Raw genomic sequence first — 23,730 nt, 5'->3', positions numbered from 1 at the left:
GATCCCCCCTTCAAATAGCACCCATTAACCCCGGGAACGAGGGCCGGACGAAAAAGCAATCCTCACGATATATACAATTGATAGTTACATCATAAGCGAAGAGCCTGGTGGCGCGTGGACGCTGCGTATACATGTCCGCTTCTGCCCCGCGTACCCCCGCTAATTCTCCATTTATCCACATAACAACATGGTCAAATACAACATTGTCGAACTCACAGACATGGATCTCCCCCGGCTGCAAACCATCGCAACCGATCTGGGACTCACGGACATTAAAGGTGTCGAAAAACAAGCCCTGATTTATCAGATTCTTGACCGACAAGCCGAATCGGTAGCCGGTATGCAAAAGGAAAAAGAAGCTCAGAAATCCGAACAGAAACGCCGCGGCCCCGGCCGTCCACCCAAAAACAAGTCGGCCGAATCCGCCGCTGAGGCCTCCGCCTCCGAAAAGGAACCCAAAGCCGACACGACCGAAAAAGCGGAAAGCAAACCCGCCAAACGTCGCCCGGGCCGCCCGAAGAAAAACAAAGCGGCAGAGCCGACGGAAGCCGCCGCTCCAGCGTCTCCAGCCAAGGCCGAGACGACGGAAGCCGCGCCCAAGGCCGAGACGAAGGAGGAGGCCGAGGCAGCGGAAAGCAAACCCGCCAAACGCCGCCCGGGTCGTCCGAAGAAAAGCAAGTCGGCGGCAGCACCCGTCGCTGAGACACCCGCCTCCATCGCCGAAACGGAGCCGATCCTGGCCACCGAGCCGATGCTCGAAGCCGAAGAGATGCCCGTAGAAGCGCCCGTGGCTGCCCCCATTGCCCCCGTATCGCCCGTCGTTCCTCCATCCGCCGCACCTGAAACGACGCCCCAAACACCCGCCGTCGCTCATGAAGCGAAGCCGTCGCCCGAGGCGCCAACAGCGACACCCGCCACTCCCCCCGCGCCCGAGGAACCGAAACGCACCATCTTCAAGCATGCCACCGACACGCCTTCCGTCCTCGATCAGGTGCTGCCCATGCAGCCGCCCGCGCCGCAGCCCAAAGACAAGCAGCAGAACGAAGCCAAGAAACGCCCCCAACAGAATCATCGGCCCAACAATCCCAACCTACGCGAAAATGCTCCCGTCGTGCCGCCCCCGCCGATCTACGATTTCGACGGCATACTGACCGCCGCCGGCGTCCTCGAAATCGTGCCCGATGGCTACGGTTTCCTCCGCTCGTCGGACTATAATTACCTCGCTTCGCCGGACGACGTCTACGTCTCGGCCTCACAAATCAAGCTCTTCGGACTTCGCACCGGCGACCTCGTCGAAGGTCCCATCCGCCCGCCGCGCGAAGGCGAGAAATATTTTCCGCTCGTCAAGGTGGACACCATCAACGGCCGACTGCCCGAAGAGGTCCGCGACCGCGTCCCCTTCGACCATCTCACACCGCTTTTCCCCGAAGAGAAATTCAAACTCACCGACCGCCGTTCGCCGAAGGTTTACGACCCGTACGCCGTCCGCGTAGTCGACCTTTTTGCACCCATCGGCAAGGGGCAACGCGGGCTCATCGTGGCACAACCGAAGACTGGTAAGACGATGCTCCTCAAGGATATCGCCAACGCCATCGCCGCCAATCACCCGGAGGTTTACATGATCATCCTGCTCATCGACGAACGCCCCGAGGAGGTGACCGACATGGCCCGTAGCGTAGACGCCGAAGTCATCGCCTCCACCTTCGACGAGCCGGCCGACCGCCACGTGAAGATCGCCGAGATCGTCCTCAATAAGGCCAAACGCATGGTCGAGTGTGGCCACGACGTAGTCATCCTGCTCGACTCCATCACCCGCCTGGCCCGCGCTTATAACACCGTGCAACCGGCCTCGGGCAAGGTGCTTTCGGGTGGCGTGGAGGCCAATGCCCTCCAGAAGCCGAAGCGATTCTTCGGTGCTGCGCGTAACATCGAGCACGGCGGTAGCCTCACCATCCTTGCTACGGCTCTCACCGAAACGGGTTCGAAGATGGACGACGTGATCTTCGAGGAGTTCAAGGGTACGGGCAACATGGAGCTGCAACTCGACCGTAAGCTGGCCAACCGTCGCATCTTCCCTGCGGTCGACATCCAGGCCTCCAGCACGCGTCGCGACGATTTGCTGCAGGACGAGAACATCCGCAACCGCCTATTCGTACTCCGCAACACCGTACTCTCGGACATGAATACGGTCGAGGCAATGGAGTTCGTCAAGAAGCGCTTGGAGGGCACCACGGACAACGCCGAATTTTTGGCCTCCATGAACGGCTGACAGCCGGAGGAGCGTCACTCTGGCCTCTCGGACTTAGGGAGGCACCGCAGAAACGTCCTGTCGGGCGAAAGGGATCCGGTCGATTCCTTCCGTCCGGCAGGACGTTTCGTTTGCATCCGTCCGCCGTTGGCGGAGCTTAGTCGCGGTTCCGCCGCCTCATCAGTCGGCCCACGGCATTTTCAAGAGACTCCGTCGGCTCAATGATATTATAGCCGTCCCAGAAATTGGCGTCATAGAAGTCAGCTGCGCGGTCGGTCAGGGCGTCACGTGAGCGAAACGCCTCGCGGTAGGGGATTTTCTCTGCGTGTGTCTCGTCACGATCGGTGATGGCCATTTCCGACGTCACGACGTACGATGTGGCGAAAAGCCGCCGATGCCAGTCGCAACGAAAGGCCGTTTCGCAGCGCACGTAAGCCAGGCTACTGCGACCGTCGGCCTGTCGCCGATAGGTGACGAGGAAGGCCAATCGCTCGGGGCGAAAGCGCAGTCCGGCGGGTTTCTTGCGGAGCATGGCCTGCGTGGCCTTGAGGCGGTCGGTCATATCGAGGCTGAACTCCGCGCGGGAGATCGTCCGCGTTTCGCTGTCGATGTAAAGCAGCCCTTCGTAGAGCGCATAAGGGCAGACGACACGTGGCATGAAGCGGATCTCAACGTGCGGACGATCGTCTATCAGTGTGGTGCGATTGTAGCGGAAGGCGTAGTGTTCCATCTCGTCGGGGGCGAACATCAAATCGCTGTTTTTCACCACATCGAGAAAGATGGAGAGCGTCGGGCCGCCTTCGAATTTCACGATGAGCGTGTCGCCCGGCCGTTGGCTGAGCAGCCTCCGCCCCTTCTCGAGCCGTACCCGATCGGCGTTTGTGCCCACGCCATTGTAAGGCGTCTTGTAGAGCCCGACGATGGCCTCCGAAATGTCGATGTAGCGCCGCCCCTTGCGGATGACTTCCCGATAAAAACCAGTCAGGCGATTGGCCCGCTGCGGATAGTTGTCCGTGATGCGATCCACAGCCTGGCGCACGAGGTCGCGCGCATCACCGCCCATGACGGTCACCTCCTCCAGGAGGTTAGCGTTCGGTGTCAGTTGGATGGAGGCCGCCTCGACCTGCGTACCCGGTCGAATCGGATAGGTAAGGAGCGCGTAGCCGATGTGCGAAAACTCGATCCGATCGGCCCGGAGGGAGTCAGCCACATGGAGCGAAAAATAACCGTCGGCGTTGGTCACGGTGCCGATGCCCGTACCTGGCACGGCGACATGCACCGCCGGCAGCACACGGTTCGTGCGGGTATCGCGCACCGTTCCGCTGACGGTGGCGTACGGTCTACGTGCTGGCGCATCCGTCTGCGCCGCGCTGCGAAGCCCCACCATACCGGTGGCCATAAAGAGGCTCCACAGCAGAACTCGAAAAATCGTTTCAGTCTTCATGATTCGGTAAGCGTTTGAATAAAATGAATAGAGAAAGAGAGCGTGAAGTAAGCTGGGAATAAGTAGCACGAAATAACAAAAATCATCGGCAAGTAGACCTAAAAAAGTTTTAGCGCCCGTCCGCTTCCGGCTGCCTTTTCCCACCGACCGCGAGGCTCCCCAAGTGACCCCCTGCGATGACTCGAAAAAGTATGGCTCCAGACAGCCTTCGGCTTTGGGTCGATACCCTGCGAAAAGCCACTCCAGCCTTTGGAAATGTACCCCGAAAAGACGTTCCGGCCAGACAACCTCCGGCTGCCTTTTCCCACCGATCGTGAGGCACCCTAAGCGACCTGCTGCGATAACCCGAAAAAGTACAGCTCCAGACTGCCTTCGGCTTTTGGTCAATCCTTTTCGAAAAATCTCTCCAGCGGCCCGCTGCGATAACCCGAAAAAGTGTAGCTCCAGACAGCTTCCAGCTTTTAGTCAATCCTTTTCGAAAAATCTCTCCAGAGACCCGCTGCGATGACCCGAAAAAGAGCTGCTCCAGATAGCCTTTGACTTTTGGTCGATACTCCGCGAAAAGCCCTGCCAGCCTTCGGAGATGTACCCCGGAAAAATGTTTACGCCCGTCCGCTTTCGGCTTTTGGTCAATCCTCTGCGGAAAACCACTCAAGTGACCCGCTGCGATAGCTCGAAAAAGAGCAGCTCCAGACAGCCTTCGGCTTTTGGCCAATAACCCGCAAAAAGTCCCTCCAGCCTTTGGAGATGTGTCCTGAAAAACGTTTATACCAGACTGCCTTCGGCTTTTGGTCGATACTCCGCGAAAGGCCCCTCCAGCTTTCAGCTTTTGGTCAATCCCCTGCAAAAAGCCTCTCCAGCGCCCGGAGATGTGCCCCGGCCATTCGCCTCGGGCTGTCGGCTTTAGGCTGTAACAAAGATAAAAGAAATAGGGCGTGAGGGCTGCGAATAGGGTGTAAATTTCCAAAAGATGCGTCTTATAGCCCAAAACGCACTGAAGAAAAATGAACCGTTCTACAAACAGCCCTCGGCTATGTGAAGAAGCGCTTCGGCGACTCGAAACAGCTTCAAGATACCCCTTCCAGAAAATACGTATCGGCCTCAAGCCCAAAGCGCGCTGAGGAAAAATAAGCTATTCTACAGACGGCCTTCGGCTATGTGAAAAAGCGCTTCGGCGACTCGAAACGGCTTCAAGATACCCCTTCCAGAAAATACGTATCTACCTCAAGCCCAAAACGCGCTAAAGAAAAATAAGCTGTTCTACAGACGGCCTTCGGCTATGTGAAAAAGCGCTTCGGCGACTCGAAATGGCTTCAAGATACTTCTTCTCGAAAGTGCGTATCGGCCTCAAGCCCAAAACGCGCTGAGGAAAAATAAGCTGTTCTACAGACGGCCTTCGGCTATGTAAAGAAGCGCTTTGGCGACTCGAAAGGGCCTCAAGATACTTCTCCTCGAAAGTGTGTATCTGCCTCAAGCCCAAAACGCGCTGAAGAAAAATAAGCTATTCTACAGATGGCCTTCGGCTATGTGAAGAAGCGCTTCGGCGACTCGAAACGGCCTCAAGATAGTCCTCCTCGAAAGTGCGTATCTACCTCAAATCTTATGGCCTGCGGACCGAAACGGAGCGAATGTGTACGCAGCCTCTTACTTTTGCGCCCCCTAAAAAAGGGGACTCCAAAGATGATTGATAGTGCTTATTTTGAAGATAAAAAGGCGGCCTACTACACGCTGGGTTGCAAGCTCAATTTCGCCGAAACGTCCGCCATCGGCCGCGAACTGGCCGATCATGGTATCCGACGTGCGCGCGTCGGGGAACAGGCCGACGTCTGTGTGGTGAACACTTGCTCCGTGACGGAGCTTGCCGACAAAAAGTGTCGCCAATTAATCCGACGCATTCGCCGCCAACACCCGAAGGCGTTCGTTATCGTCACGGGATGTTACGCGCAACTGAAGCCGGACGAGGTGCTCGCCATCGATCACGTCGATCTGGTCTTAGGCGCTGAGCAGAAGGGAGATGTGATGCGTCACCTGCGCGAGCGGACGGCCGGCCTGGCGGTGACGACCGACACGAAACGCATTCGCGCTTTCACCCCCTCCTGCTCGGCGGACGATCGCACGCGCCACTTTTTGAAGGTGCAGGACGGCTGTGACTATTTCTGTTCTTTCTGTACCATCCCGTTTGCGCGCGGACGCAGTCGGAATGGCCGCATAGCCGACCTCGTGGCGCAGGCCGAAGGGGTGGCGCGCGAAGGCGGGCGGGAGATCGTCCTCACCGGCGTCAATATTGGCGACTTCGGGCGCTCCACGGGCGAGACTTTTCTGGACCTCCTCCGCGCGCTGGATCGGGTCGAGGGCATTGCGCGCTACCGCATTTCGTCCATCGAGCCGAACCTCGTCACGGATGAGGTCATCGAGCTTGTGGCCGCCAGCAGCCGCTTCATGCCGCACTTCCATATCCCGCTGCAAAGCGGCAGCGACACCGTCCTCGAGCTGATGCGCCGACGCTACGACACGTCGCTCTTTCGCCGCCGCGTGGAGCGGATCCGCAGCCTGATGCCGGACGCGTTTATCGGCGTGGACGTGATCGTGGGTACCCGCGGCGAGACGGAGGCGTGTTTTGCTGAGTGCCACGAATTTCTTGAAAATTTACCCTTCTCACAGCTTCACGTTTTTAGCTATTCCGAGCGGCCGGGGACGATGGCGCTGCGGATTACGCCCGTCGTTCCGGCCGACGTCAAGCACGCCCGCAGCCGCATGCTGCTCGACCTGTCGGACCGCAAACTCCATGCGTTTTACGACGCCCACATCGGTCGCGAGGCCACCGTCCTCTTCGAGCATGCCCGCAAAGGCGGCCGCATGTACGGGTTCACGGCGAACTATATTAAGGTAGAAACGGCGTACGACAGCGCACTCGCCAACCGCCTCACCCCCGTCCACCTCGACGGGTGGAACGCGGACGGTACGGCGCTCACGGCCACACTCCTCAGCCGCCCATGAAAGCCTTCGCGAACACGCTGATCTATGCGCTGCTTTACGCCGTGGTGCGTCTCCATGCGCTGCTCCCAATGGCCGTGCTCTACGTGCTGTCGGATATGTTTTACCTCCTCATCTATAGGTTAGTAGGCTATCGTCGGCGTATAGTCCGCAGCAACTTAGAGGGCGCCTTCCCGCACCTCTCGCCGGACGAACGCCTGCGGCTGGAGCGCCGTTTCTATCACCATTTCTCGGACTACATCGTCGAGACCATCAAGCTGGCCGGGATCTCGCACGAGGAGCTGCTGCGGCGGGCTCACCTGCGCAATCCGGAGATGGTCCGCCCGCTGCTCGAAGCCGGCCATAAATCGCTCATCCTCGTCATGGGCCACTACGGCAATTGGGAATGGTTCACCGGATTTCCTTCGCGTTTTGGGGAGCTACTGGAGGTGTGCCAGATCTACCGCCCGCTGGATAGCCCCGCCTTCGACCGACTCTTCCGCCACCTTCGGACGCGTTTCGGCGCCCGCTGCGTGCCCAAAAAAGACGTCGTCCGCGAACTCATCCGCACCGCCCGCCCCACGTCGCCCCCCGCGCTTTTCGTTTTCATTGCCGATCAGACCCCCAGCCGCGCGAATCTGCACTACTGGACCCAGTTTCTCGGCCGCGACACCGCCGTGCTCAACGGCCCCGAGCGGTTGGCCGTCAAGATGAATCTTCCCGTCATCTACGCCGACGTGCGGTGCGAAAGCCGCGGGCATTATACCGTTGATTTTCAACTCCTCACCGACGCCCCACGCTCCAAGTCCGAGAACTGGATCACCGAAGAATACACCCGGCGCATGGAGCGTACCATCCTGCGCGACCCCGCCGGTTGGCTCTGGACCCATCGCCGCTGGAAATACAGCCGATAGCCTCCGGCCGCGCCGCAAAAACGTTCCCCATCTTCTCATATCCCTCCGCCTTTAGCTATAAGGGGGCGTTGCCCCCTGTCCCCCACCTTCTTTTCTTGTCTTGACACAAGAAAAGAAGGCAAAAGAAAGTCAAGCCCTCGCGAGGGCATTTAGCTGCCTAAAGGCGGAAGGCTAAGGGTGTTTTTTTGATTTGAATTGACTGAAAGCCTGAGGCTATTGATCTTTTCTCATTGTTGACGCTTAAAAGCCTTAGGCAAATGAACGTTTCCAATGTTTACACCCGAAAGCCTCAGGCAAAAGCTCAAATCACTTCGGCGAGACAAAAATGCCTTAGGCAAAACGGCATTTTCAGTTGGAAACATCAAAAAGCCTCAAGCAAAACGGCATTTCCAATTGGAAACAGCAAAATGCCTTAGGCAAAACGACATTTCCAGCGAGAAACAACGATTTGCCTAAGGCTTTGGCGTCTCGACGGTGAAAACGCTTATTTGCCTAAGGCTTTCGGGCGTTTACGTATAGATTCGATGCATAGCTTCAGGCGTTTAGGTAAAACAAGGAGATAGATAGCAAAAGAGTAAGACGGCATTGTGTTTTCGTCTGTTTGGATCGGCTATCTTTCGGCTTCCTTGAACTGATCGAGGAGAGGGGCGTATGCCATACGCCCCTACATCTACCGGCCGAAAGGCGCATCCCAACCTGCGACTATACCTTATATATATACGGATATGACCCTCAGCCCTCCGCCTTTAGCTATAAGGGGGCGTTGCCCCCTGTCCCCCACCTTCTTTTCTTGTCTTGCCACAAGAAAAGAAGGCAAAAGAAAGTCAAGCCCTCGCGAGGGCTTTTAGCTGCCTGACGGCGGAAGGCTGTGGGTCGTCCGCTTATATATATAAGGTATAGCCGTAGGCTTTTAAGTCGTTCGAATCGTTGCGTTACGTCGGCCGCGAGCGGTGCGCAGTGGAAAGATTGAAAAAAAAGAGCGCCGAACGTTTGGCGGTAAAGAAAAAGGCGTATGTTTGCGGCATGATACCTGTATAAAAATTACAATAACCACATAATAAATCCCGATGGAAAAGATTCAAATCAATGTGCCTCGCACGATTACCTTCGTCAAGGCTAACAACACAAAGTTGAACAATTCGCTGCACGTGCAGTATCACCGCAAACAGTATGATCTGGTCATGGCCGTCGACAAAACGAAGCTGAAGCTGCCTGCCGACCTGCCGGAGAAGTGGAATACGGGAATCACGTATGAAACGAAGATCGACCAGCACTCCGCGCTCTCAGCCGACACGGCCAAGCTCAAGCAGAAGGATGCGGAGCGAAAAGACCAGTTGATCCACATTTTCCTCACGATACGCGCCCAGGAACGGTCGCATAAGGAAGATGTCCGAGACGCTGCCCTTCGACTCGCCGCCACGCTCCATCCGTACGAGAAGATCTACAAACTGCCCTACGAAATGGAGAGCGGCCGCCTGCTGAGCATGGAGGACGACATCAAAACGATGACGGCCGAGATCACTGCCTTGGGCCTCACCGAGGCCTTCGAGAATCTGAAGAAGATCAACACCGAGTTTGAGGCGCTGCACGTCCGCCGTCGGACGGGCGACGCCGACGGGAAGCTGCCCCAGGCGATCGAGATCCGTCCGCAGACGGACGCGGCGTTCGATGCCGTCTGCCAGTATATCCAAGCCGCCTATCTCAGTGCCGCTTCGGACGACGATCGCGCGCTCATCGATCAGCTCGTGGACCGAATGAACCAGACTTCGCGAGACTTCAAAACGATGCAGCGCTCCCTCACGGCCTCTCATCGGAAAGATAACAAAAAGAAGCCCGGAGAGAAGAAAAAACCGAGGAAGAAGCCGGACGACGGTCCCGACATTCGGCTGCCGGAAGACGGCAATCAGCCTAAGAAGCCGGAGGGCGGCGGTGGCGGCAAACAGCCCGAAACGCCGAAACCGGGCGGCGCTGGAGAGGGTAAGAAGCCCGAGACTCCTCAGCCGGGTGGCGCTGGCACGGGTGGCACAGGTGGCACGGGCGGCGGAGGTCCGGAAATCCACCTTCCGGAAGAATGAGGCGCGTAAGCCAATAGCGGACGACAAGAAACGGTTCCCCAGCAGTGAGAGCCGAAAGCGAACAATGAACGAGGAAAAATGCCGGGTACAAGAGCGAGGCTATCGCTCCATACCCGGCATTTTCCTTTGTCCGCTCCCGGCCGTGGATTGTCGTTCATTTTCAGCTTTTTGCTGCCTGACGCGTACGCATGGCGTTTTTTGTTGTTAGTTTTTCGCATCCGGCCGTGGCGCGTCGCTTATTTTCAGCTTTTTGCCGCCTGACGCGTACGCACGGCGTTTTCCGTTGTTGGCTTTTTACTTCCGGCTGCGGCGCGTCGCTTATTTTCAGCTTTTTGCCGCCTGACGCCTACGCACGGCGTTTTTTTGTCGTTAGTCTTTAGCCTCCGGCTGCCGCGCGTCACACATTCTCAGCCTTTTGCCGCCTGACGCCTACGCATGACGTTTTTGTTGTTAGTCTTTCGCTTCCGGCAACCGCGCGTCGTTCATTTTCAGCTTTTTGCTGCCTGACGCGTACGCATGGCGTTCGTCGTTGTCGGCTTTTTGCTTCCGGCAATTGCGCGTCGTTCATTTTCGGCCTTTTGTCGCTTGACGCCTACGCACAGCGTTTTTCATTGTCGGCTTTTCGCTTCCGGCTGCCGCACGTCGTTCATTTTCAGCTTTTTGCCGCCTGACGCGTACGCACGGCGTTCATCGTTGTTGGCTTTTCACTCTCGGCAACCGCGCGTCGTTCATTTTCAGCCTTTCGCCGCCTGCCGCGTACGCACAGCGTTTTTTGTCGTTAGCCTTTCGCTTCCGGCAACTGCGCGTCGTTCATTTTCAGCCTTTTGCTGCCTGACGCCTACGCACGGCGTTCGTCGTTGTTAGTCTTTCGCTTCCGGCTGCCGTGTGTCGTTCATTTTCAACTCTTTGCCGCCTGACGCGTACGCATGGCGTTCGTCGTTGTTAATCTTTCGCTTCCGGCAATTGCGCGTTGTTCATTTTCAGCTTTTTGCCGCCTGAGACGTACGCATGGCGTTTTTTGTCGTTAGTCTTTCGCTTCCGGCAGCCGCGCGTCGTTCATTTTCAGCCTTTTGCCGCCTGACGCTTACGCGCGGCGTTTTTCGTTGTTAGTTTTTAGCCTCTGACTTATATACGTCGTTCATTTTCAGCCTCTTACCGCCTGACGCGTACGCATGGCGTTTTTCGTTGTTAGTTTTTAGCTTCCGCCTGCCACGCGTCGCTTATTTTCAACCTTTTGCCGCCTGACGCGTACGCATGGCGTTTTTTGTCGTTAGTCTTTCGCCTTCGGCAGCCGTGCGTCGTTCATTTTCAGCCTTTTGCCGCCTGACGCCTACGCACGACGTTTTTCGTTGTTGACTTTTCGCTTCCGGCAATTGCGTGTCGCTTATTTTCAGCTTTTTGCCGCCTGATGCGTACGCATGGCGTTTTTCGTTGTTAGTCTTTCGCTTCCGACTTATACACGTCGTTCATTTTCAGCTTTTCGCCGCCTGACGCTTACGCACGGCGTTCGTTGTTGTTGGCTTTTTGTTTCCAGCTCCTGTGCGTTGTTCATTTTCAGCTTTTTGCCGCCTGAGGCGTACGCATGGTGTTTTTTGTCGTTAGTCTTTCGCTTCCGGCAGCCGCGCGTCGTTCATTTTCAGCCTTTTGCCGCCTGACGCCTATGCACGGCATTTTTTGTTGTTAGTCTTTCGCTTTTAGCTCGCTCCGCTTTTCATTGATTGCCTCGTTGAGGCGGCGGCGTTCGATCTCATTGTTTGAATCGTCGGCCGGCGGCGGGAGCAGATTGTACGATTTATAAGCCTGAGCGTGACGCGCGTTGTGCTTTTTCGCCCGGTAACTCGGCCAGAAAACAAAGCGGAGCATATTCTCGAAATTGACCGGAATACTGAGGCCCATCGGCAGCATTCCCGTGCCTACATGCCCAGCGCGTCGCAGCCCGATGCGTCGCAGCGCACGAAGGTCGCTAACCGTCGTAGCCGAAAGCATATAGCTGCCCACTGGCACGGTGGGCTGGGGGAGGGCGGCTGGCTCGTACAGCCGATAGACCGCGGGCGGCAGCTGGTCGGGGCGGGCCGTCGGACCGCCGGTGGGGCGAATGCTGTCGAAGGAAATGACCAAGGGGAGGTCGGCCGGACTATGCCGCAGCGCCGGAGCCGCCGACGTGGGCGAGAGGAGCGAACCGGAGCGGATGGCCCGCAGCGTTTCCTCGTTCAGCTCCAGCTCGCCGCTGCGTGCCCGCCGCAGCCAGGCCGTGTCCACAGCCGCAGGCTCCTGCGCCGCGATGAAGGCAGGGATAGCCAGCAGCCAGCCGAGCAGGGTGACTTTTACGAGAAACCACGCGGGCGGCGGCTTGAGAGCGTAGTGTAGCGGCAAGGCGTCCAAGACCGAGAGGGGGGAAACATGGTTGAGTGCATGGCCGAACAGCGGGGCGCGCAGGCAAGGCCACGGATGCGCTGCGATGTGAAGCCGAATCAGATTTCCTGTTCGATCTTGTAGTTGTTCCGATTCGGCGAGTTACGCGAGATCAACTCCCCGATAAAGCCCGAAAGGAAGAGCTGCGAGCCGATGATCATGGCCGTGAGCGAAATGTAGAAGAATGGCGACGTCGTGACCAAGGGGCGCAAATCGCCCTCCATCATCGAGGCCAATTTCATCACCAAGACGATGACGAGCGCAGCGAATCCGATGAGAAACATGCCGCTGCCCCAAAGCCCGAAGATGTGCATCGGTTTCTTTCCGAATTTCGACGTAAACCAAAGCGTAATGAGGTCGAGATAACCGTTCACGAAGCGATCGAGTCCGAATTTCGTAACGCCATATTTCCGCGCCTGATGGTGGACTACTTTTTCGCCAATCTTATTGAAACCAGCGATTTTCGCTAAGTAGGGGATATATCGGTGCATGTCGTTATAGACTTCGATGTTCTTTACCACCTCGCGGCGGTAAGCCTTGAGTCCGCAGTTGAAATCGTGCAGATTGATGCCGGAGAATTTGCGCGCCGTGGCGTTAAAGAGCTTCGACGGGAGGTTTTTCGTCAGGCGATTGTCATATCGCTTCTTTTTCCAGCCCGAGACGATGTCGTAGCCGTCTTCGCGGATCATGCGATAGAGTTCGGGAATCTCGTCGGGGCTGTCTTGCAGATCCGCGTCCATGGTGATCACCACGTCGCCCTCCGCGCGGTAGAAGCCGCAATGGAGCGCCGGCGACTTGCCATAGTTGCGTCGAAATTTGATTCCCTTCACATGCGTCGACTGCCTCGCCAGGCGTTCGATGACGCCCCATGAGCCGTCGGTGCTGCCGTCGTTCACATAGATGATCTCGTAACTGAAATGGTTTTCGTCCATCACTCGCTCAATCCATGCGTGCAACTCAGGCAGGGATTCCGCTTCATTATATAGGGGTACGACAACTGATATATCCATCGTTCGGTTCGTTTCTTTTGAGACGCAAAAGTAGGCCGGGATTTGAATTATCTCGGTGCGTCGCCCGCCCGAAGCGCAGAAGGTCGTCGGACGTCGTCGGCACCACGTAGCTTGAGGCTTGGGGGAGATCACGTATTTCGGGGGAACACGCCCGTAGGCTGAGGGTCGTTGGACGTCGTCGGCGCCACGTAGTTTGAGGCTTTGGGGAGATCACGTATTTCGGGGGAACGTATCGGTTGGCTGAGGGGCGTTGGACATCGTCGGCGCCGCGTAGCCTGAGGCTTGGGGGAGATCACGTATTTCTGGAGGACGTATCGGTTGGCTGAAGGGCGTTGGACGTCGTCGGCGCCACGTAGCCTGAGGCTTGGGGGAGATCACATATTTCGGGGGAACGTATCGATTGGCTGAGGGTCGTTGGATGTCGTCGGCGCCACGCAGCCTGAGGCCTTGGGGAGATCGCGTATTTCGGGAGTACGTATTTGTTACGCCCTCACTCAAAAGGGGTTTGAAGCCGCTTGGATACCGACTTTTGAGACGTTTGCGGGCGGTATGTAAGCCGCATCCTCAGCTGCAATTCGGCAAAAAATAGCGTATTTCGCAGCCGGTTACACAGAGAGCATCGAATGAGAAAAAGCATCATCGTCGTGTTGGCGACACTTGTTTTCGCCGTTATCCATGCGCAAGACAAGAACATTCAGCAGATCCGCAAGGATTACAATGAACTGAAGGCCTCCATCGCCCAGTTGACCTCGGGTGGGTCGGCAGGCAGTGGGCTGCTTTGCGTCACCCTCGACAATAATCCTTACGGCGCAAGCTATCCGGCCGTTGGCTCTTATCACACCACAACGCAGTTCTATTACGAGCCCTACGAGGGGCAAGCTCCTCAGCTCCGAATGGCTATCGAGCATTACGCAGCAGCCAACCAAAAGATGTACACCGAGGTGCTGTACCAGGAAAATCGGCCCGCATTCGTCTTTCTGAAGAACAATTACGATGGGGATGACGATCGCAGACTCTACTTAGAGGGCGATCAGATCATTCAATACTCAGAGAATAACGCCGTCAAACCTTATCCGAGCGATGACGACAGACGCATGAACTTGATAGACTACGCCGAGGTTTTGCTCAAGCAGTTCAAGGCTATTAAGGGATACGACCGCTGAAGATTTCTCCCGACGTCCTCTTTTGTATATGAACCGGTTATGAGAAAAAGTACACTTGTCGCACTGCTGTCGCTCGCCATTCTTGCTGCCTTTGCGCAAAGCAAAACCATCGAGCAAATTCGTGCGGATTACAACGCGTTGAAAACAGAGGTCGCCCGACTGCCACAGATGAAAGAGACGGGCATCATGTACTGTCTGATTATCGACGACAATCCGCAGGGCGCTACTTATCCAGGGGTCGGTCATTTTCGCTCCAAGACGCACTTTTATTACGACGTCGCTGGTGATGAGCCGCCCGTGCTGAGGTTGGCCGTTGAGTCGTATGAGGGCGGCACGCAGCGCACGCATACCGAGGCGATGTATGACGAGCGAGGGAGAGCCTCCTTCGTTTTCGTCAGTCAGCGGACGGTGGACGGCCAGCCTGTGATGGAGCAACGTCTCTACATGGAGGGCGACAGCGCGTTGGATTTTACCCTGAATAAGATCGGCGCGGCGGAAGGTCTTCGCGCGCAAAGTCAGCGCGATGTATGGATGAAGGCTAACCGGCTGGTGAAGCAATTTTTGAGTGTTATGGGAGGCGGCGATGAGTGATTTTCCCCGCCTCTAACTACATTAATTATAGATATGAGAAGAAGTATAATCACGGCCTTGGCAGCGCTCTGCCTGACCGCCGCCGCGCTGGCGCAAAACGCGAAAATTGACGGCATCCGCAAGGAATACGCCGCCATCAAGGCCGATGTGGCAGACCTGCAACGTGCAGGCGCCAAAGGCAAATGGTACGTCCTGACGCTGGACGATAACGCTTACGGACGACGTTATGTCGGCTCAGATCATTTCCGCGCGCGGCTTCATTTTTATTACGAGCTGGAGAGTGAGACGGTCATCCCCATCCTGCGTTATGCCACCGAAGAGGTGGAGGCCGACGAGCAACGTATCCGTCGAGAGGCGCTCTACACCGACGGACAGCCCGTTTATATCTACGAGAAGGACAGCGATCAGGATAACGTCGAACGCACACTCTTCTTGGACGAAGGCGAACCGATACAGTACGCCGAAAACAACAAAGTCCTGACCGGCGATGAGGCAACGGACGCCGCCGGTATGTTGCTTTGGCAGGCGGAGAACCTGATGAAGCGCTTCGAGGGATCTTTCGGCGACTCGCCCGAGGATACGCCCGATGACGACGGTGAGGTGATTCCCTTAGGCGACGAATGATTTTCGATTTCGGCACCCAAACACCTCATTCCATCAAAAGAAAGCGATGAACAAGCACCAATCGCATGCCGCTGCCTCTACCGCCGAAGCGCCCAAGGACACCCGACTGGGCTTCACGGGCGTGACCTCCTTCACGGTGGCCAACATGATCGGCACCGGCGTCTTTACTACGCTCGGCTTCCAGCTGCTCGACCTGCACACGCCTTTCGCTCTGCTTGCGCTCTGGATCGTGGGCGGATTGATCGCCCTCTGCGGTTCGCTCGTCTACGGCGAGCTCGGCGCTGCCATGCCGCGTTCGGGGGGCGAATACCACTACTTGTCGGTCATCTATCATCCCGCCGTAGGATTCCTCTCCGGCTTTGTCTCGCTGACGATTGGCTTTGCCGCGCCGGTGGCGCTGGCCTGCATGGCGCTGGGGCACTACACCGAATCGCTCTTCCCGGAGGGTGTCACGGCGCAGATGATCGCTGTCAGTGCACTCCTTATCATCACCGCCGTCCATATGTGGAGTGTGCGTGGGGGCAGTCGGTTCCAGAACGTTTTTACGCTGCTCAAGCTGGCGCTGATTGTCGCTTTCATTGTGTGTGGCGTCGCGGCCGGTGGCGACAAGCAACCGTTCCTGCCCGTGCCTGACGGCGCGGGGTGGCGGGAGCTGCTCAGCCCGGCGTTTGCCGTCTGTTTGATCTATGTCTCCTATGCCTATTCGGGCTGGAACGCGTCGGCGTATGTGGCCGGTGAAGTGCGCGATCCGCAACGTACGCTGCCGCGATCGCTGCTCTGGGGCGTGACCATCGTGGCCGTAGCCTACGTCGGGCTGAACGCCACGTTCCTCAGCCTCGTGCCGCACGAGGAAATGCAGGGAAAGTTGCAGGTGGGATTTATCGCCGCGCAACACCTCTTCGGGCCCACCGGCGCGAGCCTGATGGCGGGTGTGATCGGACTGTTACTCGTTTCGTCGATCAGCTCGATGATTTTCATCGGGCCGCGCGTTTCGCAGGTGATGGGTGAGGATTATACGCTGTTCCGCTTCTTGTCGCACCGTAGCCGACGGGGCACGCCGGCCGTGGCCGTGGCCGTACAGTCCGCCATCAGTCTGCTGTTCATCCTCTCCGGATCGTTTGAGCAGGTGGTGACTTTCTCCGGTTTTATCCTGTCGCTGTTCACGTTCCTCTCGGTGCTGGGCGTATTCGTCCATAGGCGGCGTTATCCCGAGGCTGAGCGACCCTATCGGACGTGGGGCTACCCCGTGACTCCGATTCTCTTCTTGTTACTGACGGGATGGACGATGGTCTTTCTGTTGGTTGAGAAAACGTCCGAATCCGTGCTGGGCATCTTTACGCTGGGCATCGGACTCGGGGCCTATGCCGTGTGCCGAGGATGGGAGATGATGAAGCGATATAAAGAACATCGGGAGCAGGTGGCCGAGATGGCAGCGGCGGACACAAGTGCGACTCGAAAAAAAAAACGGGCGACATACCCCGAATGACGCGTAACCCGAAAAAGCAAGCAAACAGTCTGCGGGGCATCACACCCCACCGAACCGGTGGAGACAGGGAGACCGCCCGCAGCACGCAATATCAAAAACAGGAAGAAAGCAAGTCTATGGTGATCACGTATGACGGCCCGGAAGACATTGAAGAGTCTCCGAATCGCAAGCCGAACGACCGGGAGGAGGAGTATTTCCGCAGCTACCGAAGTTACATGCAAGAGCTGGTGTACGGTCGTGAGCCGTATGACCCAGAGGCCGATCGTGGCGACTGTAGCGATACGGACGACAGCGGCGAGCCGTCGACTACGGACGAGGCGCAGATACCGATCATCAATAAGCTGGCGCAGTTTGGCCTCAAGGAGGATTATTTCAAGCCCGGACTCTTCTCGAGGGCCGTACGCTTTTCGGTGCGAATGATCCACTTCCTCAAGGCGGGCGAGAATGTCGAGCCCAGTGACGACCGTCGCTCTGTGCGACACCGAAAGGCACTGCTCCGTGAGCTGGAGCACCCCAACCCGACGGTGCAGCAGGCGGCGGAAGACTTTTTCTATTCCCCCAGTGGCACGCTGGTGGACCTCCTACGGCACCTCGTCGAATTTTGCCGCGCCCAAAACCAACACGAACGACGGATACAGCATCCCTTTCGCCGCGGTGACATCGCTGAATGGGCCGACTCACCCCTTTCACGCTCTCAAGGCAGCCGAATGGGTGACGATGGATTCACAGGGCCACACATGAATTGAGGGTTATCAACGCGACCCACCCCACCCGGGGCCTCCCCCGTTCTTCTTCTCATATGGATCAATAATCGAACTCGTAACAATAAAAAATGAACACAGGAAAACTACTTACTCTGGGACTTATCTTGCTGACATGCTGCGGGGCCTGCCGACCGAAATCCGGCCTTAAGGAGGCCGCCGAGGCTGGACTCCGCGGCGTCGAATCCGTCTTCGGATCGAAGGCCGACAGCGGCTCCGAAGAGCCCGCCTCGCAGCCCGAGGTGCAACCCGATCGTGACCTTACCGACGTGGCCCGTTTCATCGCCGGTATGGCTCCATCAGAGGGCGGCCGCCTCGACTCACTCGCTCACACCGACACCTGGAAACGCTACGCTGCACACGCTGACTCGGCCTGGACACGCCACCGACGCGAACAAGCCGACAGCATCCGCCAGTGGGCGCGCAACGAGCTGCCCCAAGGCACGGACACCATCGCCACCGTCTTCTACCCCTTCAGCGGCCCGGACTACTTCAACGTCAGCCTCTACTTCCCCAACGCCCGCAACTATATCCTCTTCGGTATGGAGGCCCCGGGGCGTGTGCCCGAACCCCGCACTGACGCACGACAGGTCGGACTCTCGCAATACCTCGCCGCCTACGGCCAGGAAGTCTCCGGTATCCTCCGCCTCAGTTTCTTCCAAACCAAACTCATGGCCACCCGCTACGAGACGCAAGAGATGTACGGCGTCACGCCCCTCCTGCTCCTCTTCCTGGCGCGGGCCGATAAGGAGATCGTACGCGTACGCCCCTTCGCGTTCACCGACGGCGGCCGTAAGCACTACCTCGACAGCGCGCCACGCTATCGCGGCGACGAGAAATACGGCAAGGGCGTCGAGATCGAGTTCACCGACCGTGACCACCGTACGCTCCGCACCCTGACCTACTTCTCGGCCAACATCGCCGACGGCGGCCTCTCCGTCAACAAGCCTACGCGTGACTTCCTCACCACCATCGACTCCGGCTGCGTGACCTACGTCAAGTCCGCCACCTACCTCATGCACAAGGCCTACTTCAGCACCATCCGCAACACCGTGCTCTCTAAGGCCTCCGTCATCCTGCAGGACGACTCCGGCATCAAGTTCTCCTTCTTCGATCCCAGCCGCTGGGACATCCGTCTCTACGGCATGTACGATCATCCCATTGCGCTCTTTGGCAACCACTTCGAGCCGGATCTATACGCAGCCTATCGTCGTGGTGCTGTCCGTCCGCTGCCCTTCCGCCGAGGCTACAACAGCCAGTCTAACCAGCTCCTGGCCCGCCGCCTCCGACCGGGGGAAACGAAGAACTAAGAAGCTAAACACTGAACCCTAAAAGCGAAAAGCCGGGTACATGTTGAGGATCTCCTCAGCGTGTACCCGGCTTTCGTTTTCCCCCCCCGCCCCCAGAAAAACCTGACCTCCGAAGTGTTAATTGCGACGTGAAGGATTGTTTACGGCTCGTGGATTTCGGGAACACCGCGGGAAGCATACGGCGCTGATAGGCAGTAAATAGGGCGCCTGTAAAATGAACATTCCGGCCATGTGCACGGGCGAGATGAAATACGTAATATTACGTATTGACACGCACGTCTTACGTATAGACCTTTGCCCTCGCAAACGGACAAGAATCCGGAGGCAAAAGCAAGATGAAGACGTACACTTATTCCTATCAGAACGTAAGAAAGCCCGGCCCCAGCTTCGGCAGGGGCCGTCCCTGACACCCCGGCGAAGCTGGCCGCGTACCCGGCAAACTTGGCAGGCGTCCCTGACGCCTCGGAAAGTGTCAAACAAGTTGTTTCAAGGTTTCCGAGGCCTCGGAAAGGCTCAAACAAGTTGTTTCAAGGAATCCGAGGCCTCGGAAAGGCTCAAACAAGTTGTTTCAAGGAATCCGAGGCCTCGGAAAGGCCCAAACAAGTTGTTTCAAGGTTTCCGACGCCTCGGGGCGTCTGCGGACGGCCCCTGCCGGGGCATGGAAGCTGGCCGGATACCCGAAGGGACCCGAATGCACGTACCACGGTAGGGGCGTATTGCATACGCCCTCCCAACCGGGCCGCAAGGCCCGAATGGGACGTACCCGGCCGGGCTGTAGGCCCGGTGGACCATAGCCCAGGGCGAAACCCTGGGCGGCGAAACCCCGGGGCGCAACGGCATACGCCCTCCAAACGGGCCACAGGCCCGAATGGATGTACCGCCCCGCCCGTATTCGACCGCATCGGGTACCCGGCCCGCCCAGGATTTCGCCCTGGGCTATGGTCCGGCGCCCCTACAGGGCGCACGGGTACCCGGGGCGGCCCGACGGGCCCGCACCAACAAACCAACAGGGCCGCAAGGCCCCCAACAACATCAACCGGGCCGCAAGGCCCCCAAACACATTCAGAATTATGGACTCAAGAACACATTACAAGAACATGCTCCTCGCCCTGTTGCTCATCCTCGCGGGGCTGGCAGGAGCCATCGCGCCGCAGACAGCGGCGGCGAAGGAGAACTACTACATCCGGATCGGCGGTGTGGACGTCACCTCCGATAATTACACCAACATCTCCGCCTCGGGCGGCTTCCCGGCCGTCCAGAGCGGCACGGTGACGTTTGACCCCGCTTCCAACACGCTGACGCTAAATAATGCCACGATCGAAGCGTCTGGAGTAGGAATTTATATCCGAAGACAAATCACCCTCGTGCTGCAAGGCAGCAATACCCTAACAACATCCGGCACCGGAATCGTGGTAGATGGAATGACGCAAGATGCCATCTCGCCGAACATCACAGGCTCGGGAAACTTGACAATCCATTCAGCTAAACGCGAGGGGATCTCTTCCGCGTCAGATGGCCTGAATATCACCTCGTGCACCTTGACGGTAAACGGAGACATTAAATTGCCGGGGGCGCTGACCATCCGTAGCAGCAACGTGTATGTCCAAGGTGGTCCATTGAAAGCGGGATATATATCGCTGTCGGGATGTAAGATCGTGCATCCGGCAGACGCCGCCTCCGAAAGGATCAAAGGCACGCCGTATTACGCTGTCACCTCATCATCCGGCGAGATCTGCTCGGAAGTCTGCATCAGCACAGGCAACCAATGTCATGAAAGCACCGGCCCCAGCACACCCACCACGTTCACCTTCTCCCCCTCGGAGGTAATCCTGAATGCGGCCGGGAATCAAATCACAGTGACACTCACCTGCAATAAGGAGTTTTCTATTTCAAACTACGATTGTCCGATATGGATATCTATACCCTATTACGGCCATGGCATAGGTAAGAAGCTACCGATATCGATTTCAGCCAACCCCAACACCGGCGACAACCGGCGGAGGGATGAAATCGTCATCCATACCAGCTTGGGGCCGGCGACGCTCAAGGTGACGCAGCTGGGAGCCAACACAAAGCCCGAGCTTACCCTCGATCCCAAGGAGCTAAAGGTGGATGCAAAGGGGGGAGAGCATAAGGTGACACTATCCAGTACCCAAACTATAGAAAGGATAGATGTCAGCATGCCGGATTGGATAAGCTACGACTATTCATCCGAAGGCCATACGAGCAAACCTGTTAAGCTAACCTTCAAGCCCAACCCCGGCCCCGAACGGACGGGCGAAATCGTCTTCAAAATCGGCCCGAGCGAACTCACGCTCAAGGTAACGCAGGCGGCGGGCAACGCAAAGCCCGAGCTTACCCTCGATCCTAAGGAGCTAAAGGTGGAAGCGAAGGGGGGAGAGCATAAGGTGTCACTCACCAGCAAACAAGATTTTGACCTCAACAAGGTGACGCTGCCGAATTGGATAAAAGAGGGAAAAACAAGTAGCGGCGCGGGGTTCTATGACTTTATGCTCGAGTTCCAGCCCAACACTGGCCCCGAACGGACGGCCGACGTCGTCTTCAAAACGGATTTGGGCGACGTGACGCTCAAGGTGACGCAGGTAGGCGGCGCAAAGCCGGAGCCGGAGAAGGCTGTCTTCACCCTCGAGCCCAAAGAGCTAAAGGTGGAAGCGAAGGGTGGCATGAAGGAGGTCACGCTCAGCTGCAACAAGGAATTCCTCATCAACCAGCTCGAAGTACCGGATTGGATCTCCAACTATACCTATTATTCTACGGCAGCGAAAAGCAATGAAATCAAACTTTTCATCAGTCAGAACACCGGCGCCGAGCGGACGGGCAACGCCGTCTTCAAAACCAACCAAGGCAACATCACGCTCAAGGTGACGCAGGCGGGCAAGAAGGAGAAGCCCGAGCCGACGCTGACGCTCAGCCCCGATATGCTCACCTTCCCCACCGGCGGCGGCAAGCAGACGGTCAACGTCAAGAGCGACTACGGTTGGGACACCAAGGCCAGCGCCGCCTCCGCAAGCTGGATGAAGCTCACGACCGACGTCAAGACGGGCACGATCGTCGTGGAAGTCACCCCCAACACCAGCACCAAGAAGCGCGGCGCAACGATTCAGGTGGTCTCGTCCAGGAGAAGGATAGGCCACCGCACCCCCATCACCCGCCACATCCTCGTCACGCAGGAAGCCGCGAAGGCCGTGGAGCCACCCGTGGCCGCCACCGGAATCTCCCTCAACCCCGCAGCCATGACCATGGGCAGCGGCGGCGGCACGGTCGGCTTCAACGTCTATGCCGGCAAGGGATGGACGATCAGCGGCAGCCCCGACTGGATGCACCCCGACGCCACACGTGGCTCGGGCACGCGCCTCGTCATCGTCCGCTTCGACCGCAATGAGTCCGGCGCCGAACGCACGGGCAAGCTCACCGTCAAGAGCGACGACGGCAAAGCCGAACGCACCTTCACCCTCACCCAGCGCGCCGGCCAACGCAAGCCCACGCCCAGCCCCGGCAGCACCCCATCCGAGGAATACGACTACGACCTGGCGCTGAACCCCGAAGAGATCACCGTCGGCCCGTCGGACGGCGCCGGTAGCTCGATCAGCGTCGCGACGAGTCGCCTCTGGGCCGGCTCCACGACCGAGGACTGGATCCGCCTCGAGAGCGCCGTAGGCCGCGGCAATGGCACGTTCACCTTCCGCCTCGCCGCCAACCCGTCCAAGGAGATGCGCCACGGCACGATCACCGTCCGCACGCAGCAAGGCATGGACGAGCTGAAAGTGGCCATCCACCAGCAGGGCAACGACGGCAGCGTCGTGCCACCCGCCGAGGTGAAAGTCTCTAACGTCACGCTCGACCCGGCCACGCTCACCGTCAACGGCGACCTCTCCACGGCGCTCATCTCCGCCATCGTCTCGCCGGACAACGCCCGCAACAAGGGTCTCTTGTGGATGAGCACCAACGCCTCCGTGGCCACCGTGCAAGTCTTCACCCCGAAGCAGTCGGCCGCACTGCCCCAGCTGCGCTTCGCCCCCGACGCCGACGACTACGCCCTCGTGACCATCGTCGGCAAGGGTAAGGCCGTGATCACGGCCGCCGCCTCAGACGGCAGTGGCATCGTCGCCCGCTGCGAGGTGAACGTCCTCTCGACCGTCGCCAACACCGTGCCCTACGCCCCGCAGGCGAAGGTCTACACCGTCGGCCCGACGCTCTACCTCTCCCTCCCGACGCCCGAGGCAGTGCAGGTCTACACCCTCGCCGGCACGCTCTACCGCACCTGGCAAGCCCCCGCCGGCGACACGTCCGTCACCCTCCCCCTCGGCACCTACATCATCAAGGTCGGCCCGCTGACGGAGAAGGTGGTCGTTCGGTAGGTGTTTAGTTGTTGGGGCTGCGCCCCGTTGAGATGTTTAGGCGTTTAGACGTTTGGCCGGGGCGTCTGCGGACGCCGGCGAATCTGGCCGGGTACCCGAAGGGACCCGAATGCACGTACCCGGTGTAGGGGCGTATCGCATACGCCCCACAAACATCCCGCAAGGGATGAATGAACATACCCGGCGTCCATCCATTCGGGCCCGTGGGGCCCGTTTGGTAGGGCGTATGTAATACGCCCCTACACGGGTACCCACCTCAACAAACCAACGGGCTGCAAGGCCCCAACAAACCAACATCAAACGGGCCCCCGGGCCCCAACAAACCAACAATTCAACGGGG

Annotated in this window: 14 protein-coding genes; 11 read left to right on the top strand and 3 right to left on the bottom strand. The window is 58.1% G+C overall.

The genetic code is table 11. The features are described from left to right. The first annotated feature begins 187 nt into the window (after positions 1-187). Positions 188-2,269 carry a transcription termination factor Rho gene (gene rho, locus C7123_RS04180; RefSeq protein WP_107490592.1) on the top strand — a complete coding sequence of 694 codons (2,082 nt, stop codon included), beginning with the start codon at positions 188-190 and terminating at the stop codon, positions 2,267-2,269. A gap of 136 nt (positions 2,270-2,405) precedes the next feature. Here rho and C7123_RS04175 read toward each other — a convergent pair whose 3' ends face one another. Beyond that, on the bottom strand, positions 2,406-3,692 hold the full coding sequence (locus C7123_RS04175; protein ID WP_069175878.1) for a carboxypeptidase-like regulatory domain-containing protein: 1,287 nt from the start codon (positions 3,690-3,692) through the stop codon (positions 2,406-2,408). A 1,680-nt stretch (positions 3,693-5,372) separates the two neighbouring features. On the opposite strand from C7123_RS04175, the gene mtaB reads away from it, so the two are divergent. The 3 genes from mtaB to C7123_RS04155 all read left to right on the top strand — a co-directional run bounded on the left by mtaB (position 5,373) and on the right by C7123_RS04155 (position 9,654). Continuing rightward, on the top strand, positions 5,373-6,689 hold the full coding sequence (mtaB, locus tag C7123_RS04165; RefSeq protein WP_069175876.1) for a tRNA (N(6)-L-threonylcarbamoyladenosine(37)-C(2))-methylthiotransferase MtaB: 1,317 nt from the start codon (positions 5,373-5,375) through the stop codon (positions 6,687-6,689). Then, positions 6,686-7,579 (top strand): lysophospholipid acyltransferase family protein, encoded by an 894-nt coding sequence (locus C7123_RS04160; RefSeq protein ID WP_069175875.1) that lies wholly within the window; start codon positions 6,686-6,688, stop codon positions 7,577-7,579. Before mtaB ends, C7123_RS04160 begins: the two co-directional genes overlap by 4 nt. 1,067 nt (positions 7,580-8,646) lie before the next feature. Next, a complete protein-coding gene (locus tag C7123_RS04155; RefSeq protein WP_069175874.1) occupies positions 8,647-9,654 on the top strand; it encodes a DUF6261 family protein in 1,008 nt (335 codons plus the stop codon). Between the two features lie 1,680 nt (positions 9,655-11,334). Here C7123_RS04155 and C7123_RS04150 read toward each other — a convergent pair. Together C7123_RS04150 and C7123_RS04145 are read right to left on the bottom strand one after the other, a co-directional pair. Continuing rightward, positions 11,335-12,036 carry a hypothetical protein gene (locus tag C7123_RS04150; RefSeq protein ID WP_069175873.1) on the bottom strand — a complete coding sequence of 234 codons (702 nt, stop codon included), beginning with the start codon at positions 12,034-12,036 and terminating at the stop codon, positions 11,335-11,337. Positions 12,037-12,125: 89 nt separating this feature from the next. Beyond that, positions 12,126-13,076 (bottom strand): glycosyltransferase family 2 protein, encoded by a 951-nt coding sequence (locus C7123_RS04145; protein ID WP_037986070.1) that lies wholly within the window; start codon positions 13,074-13,076, stop codon positions 12,126-12,128. A 623-nt stretch (positions 13,077-13,699) separates the two neighbouring features. Between C7123_RS04145 and C7123_RS04140 the strand changes: the two genes are divergently transcribed. From C7123_RS04140 to C7123_RS04110, 7 genes are all read left to right on the top strand, one after another. Continuing rightward, positions 13,700-14,239 carry a hypothetical protein gene (locus C7123_RS04140; protein ID WP_069175872.1) on the top strand — a complete coding sequence of 180 codons (540 nt, stop codon included), beginning with the start codon at positions 13,700-13,702 and terminating at the stop codon, positions 14,237-14,239. 39 nt (positions 14,240-14,278) lie between these two features. Further along, positions 14,279-14,830, top strand: a complete 552-nt coding sequence (locus tag C7123_RS04135; RefSeq protein ID WP_069175871.1) for a hypothetical protein — start codon at positions 14,279-14,281, stop codon at positions 14,828-14,830. 33 nt (positions 14,831-14,863) lie between these two features. Continuing rightward, positions 14,864-15,454, top strand: coding sequence for a hypothetical protein (locus tag C7123_RS04130; RefSeq protein WP_159049832.1), 591 nt, complete (start codon positions 14,864-14,866; stop codon positions 15,452-15,454). Between the two features lie 46 nt (positions 15,455-15,500). Beyond that, positions 15,501-16,940 carry an APC family permease gene (locus tag C7123_RS04125; RefSeq protein WP_069175870.1) on the top strand — a complete coding sequence of 480 codons (1,440 nt, stop codon included), beginning with the start codon at positions 15,501-15,503 and terminating at the stop codon, positions 16,938-16,940. Positions 16,941-17,056: 116 nt separating this feature from the next. Then, a complete protein-coding gene (locus tag C7123_RS04120) occupies positions 17,057-17,686 on the top strand; it encodes a hypothetical protein (protein ID WP_162597291.1) in 630 nt (209 codons plus the stop codon). 86 nt (positions 17,687-17,772) lie between these two features. Further along, the gene (locus tag C7123_RS04115) at positions 17,773-19,011 is read left to right on the top strand and encodes a hypothetical protein (RefSeq protein WP_159049831.1); all 1,239 of its coding nucleotides are present in this window, start codon (positions 17,773-17,775) and stop codon (positions 19,009-19,011) included. A 1,070-nt stretch (positions 19,012-20,081) separates the two neighbouring features. Continuing rightward, positions 20,082-23,390, top strand: a complete 3,309-nt coding sequence (locus C7123_RS04110; RefSeq protein ID WP_159049830.1) for a BACON domain-containing protein — start codon at positions 20,082-20,084, stop codon at positions 23,388-23,390. Positions 23,391-23,730 lie beyond the last annotated feature (340 nt).

The sequence above is a fragment of the Tannerella serpentiformis genome (assembly GCF_003033925.1).
GTDB classification, from domain to species: Bacteria; Bacteroidota; Bacteroidia; order Bacteroidales; family Tannerellaceae; genus Tannerella; species Tannerella serpentiformis.
Note: the sequence above shows the minus strand (reverse complement) of the source record. Positions and strands in the feature narration are given on the sequence as shown.

What these genes read in the sequence shown, in the direction of transcription:
- C7123_RS04115 (WP_159049831.1), top strand. Translation starts at nt 17,773, where the DNA reads ATGAACACAGGAAAACTACTTACTCTGGGACTTATCTTGCTGACATGC.
- C7123_RS04175 (WP_069175878.1), bottom strand. Translation starts at nt 3,692, where the DNA reads ATGAAGACTGAAACGATTTTTCGAGTTCTGCTGTGGAGCCTCTTTATG.
- C7123_RS04140 (WP_069175872.1), top strand. Translation starts at nt 13,700, where the DNA reads ATGAGAAAAAGCATCATCGTCGTGTTGGCGACACTTGTTTTCGCCGTT.
- C7123_RS04120 (WP_162597291.1), top strand. Translation starts at nt 17,057, where the DNA reads ATGGTGATCACGTATGACGGCCCGGAAGACATTGAAGAGTCTCCGAAT.
- C7123_RS04130 (WP_159049832.1), top strand. Translation starts at nt 14,864, where the DNA reads ATGAGAAGAAGTATAATCACGGCCTTGGCAGCGCTCTGCCTGACCGCC.
- C7123_RS04110 (WP_159049830.1), top strand. Translation starts at nt 20,082, where the DNA reads ATGGACTCAAGAACACATTACAAGAACATGCTCCTCGCCCTGTTGCTC.
- C7123_RS04145 (WP_037986070.1), bottom strand. Translation starts at nt 13,076, where the DNA reads ATGGATATATCAGTTGTCGTACCCCTATATAATGAAGCGGAATCCCTG.
- C7123_RS04155 (WP_069175874.1), top strand. Translation starts at nt 8,647, where the DNA reads ATGGAAAAGATTCAAATCAATGTGCCTCGCACGATTACCTTCGTCAAG.
- C7123_RS04125 (WP_069175870.1), top strand. Translation starts at nt 15,501, where the DNA reads ATGAACAAGCACCAATCGCATGCCGCTGCCTCTACCGCCGAAGCGCCC.
- C7123_RS04160 (WP_069175875.1), top strand. Translation starts at nt 6,686, where the DNA reads ATGAAAGCCTTCGCGAACACGCTGATCTATGCGCTGCTTTACGCCGTG.
- rho (WP_107490592.1), top strand. Translation starts at nt 188, where the DNA reads ATGGTCAAATACAACATTGTCGAACTCACAGACATGGATCTCCCCCGG.
- mtaB (WP_069175876.1), top strand. Translation starts at nt 5,373, where the DNA reads ATGATTGATAGTGCTTATTTTGAAGATAAAAAGGCGGCCTACTACACG.
- C7123_RS04135 (WP_069175871.1), top strand. Translation starts at nt 14,279, where the DNA reads ATGAGAAAAAGTACACTTGTCGCACTGCTGTCGCTCGCCATTCTTGCT.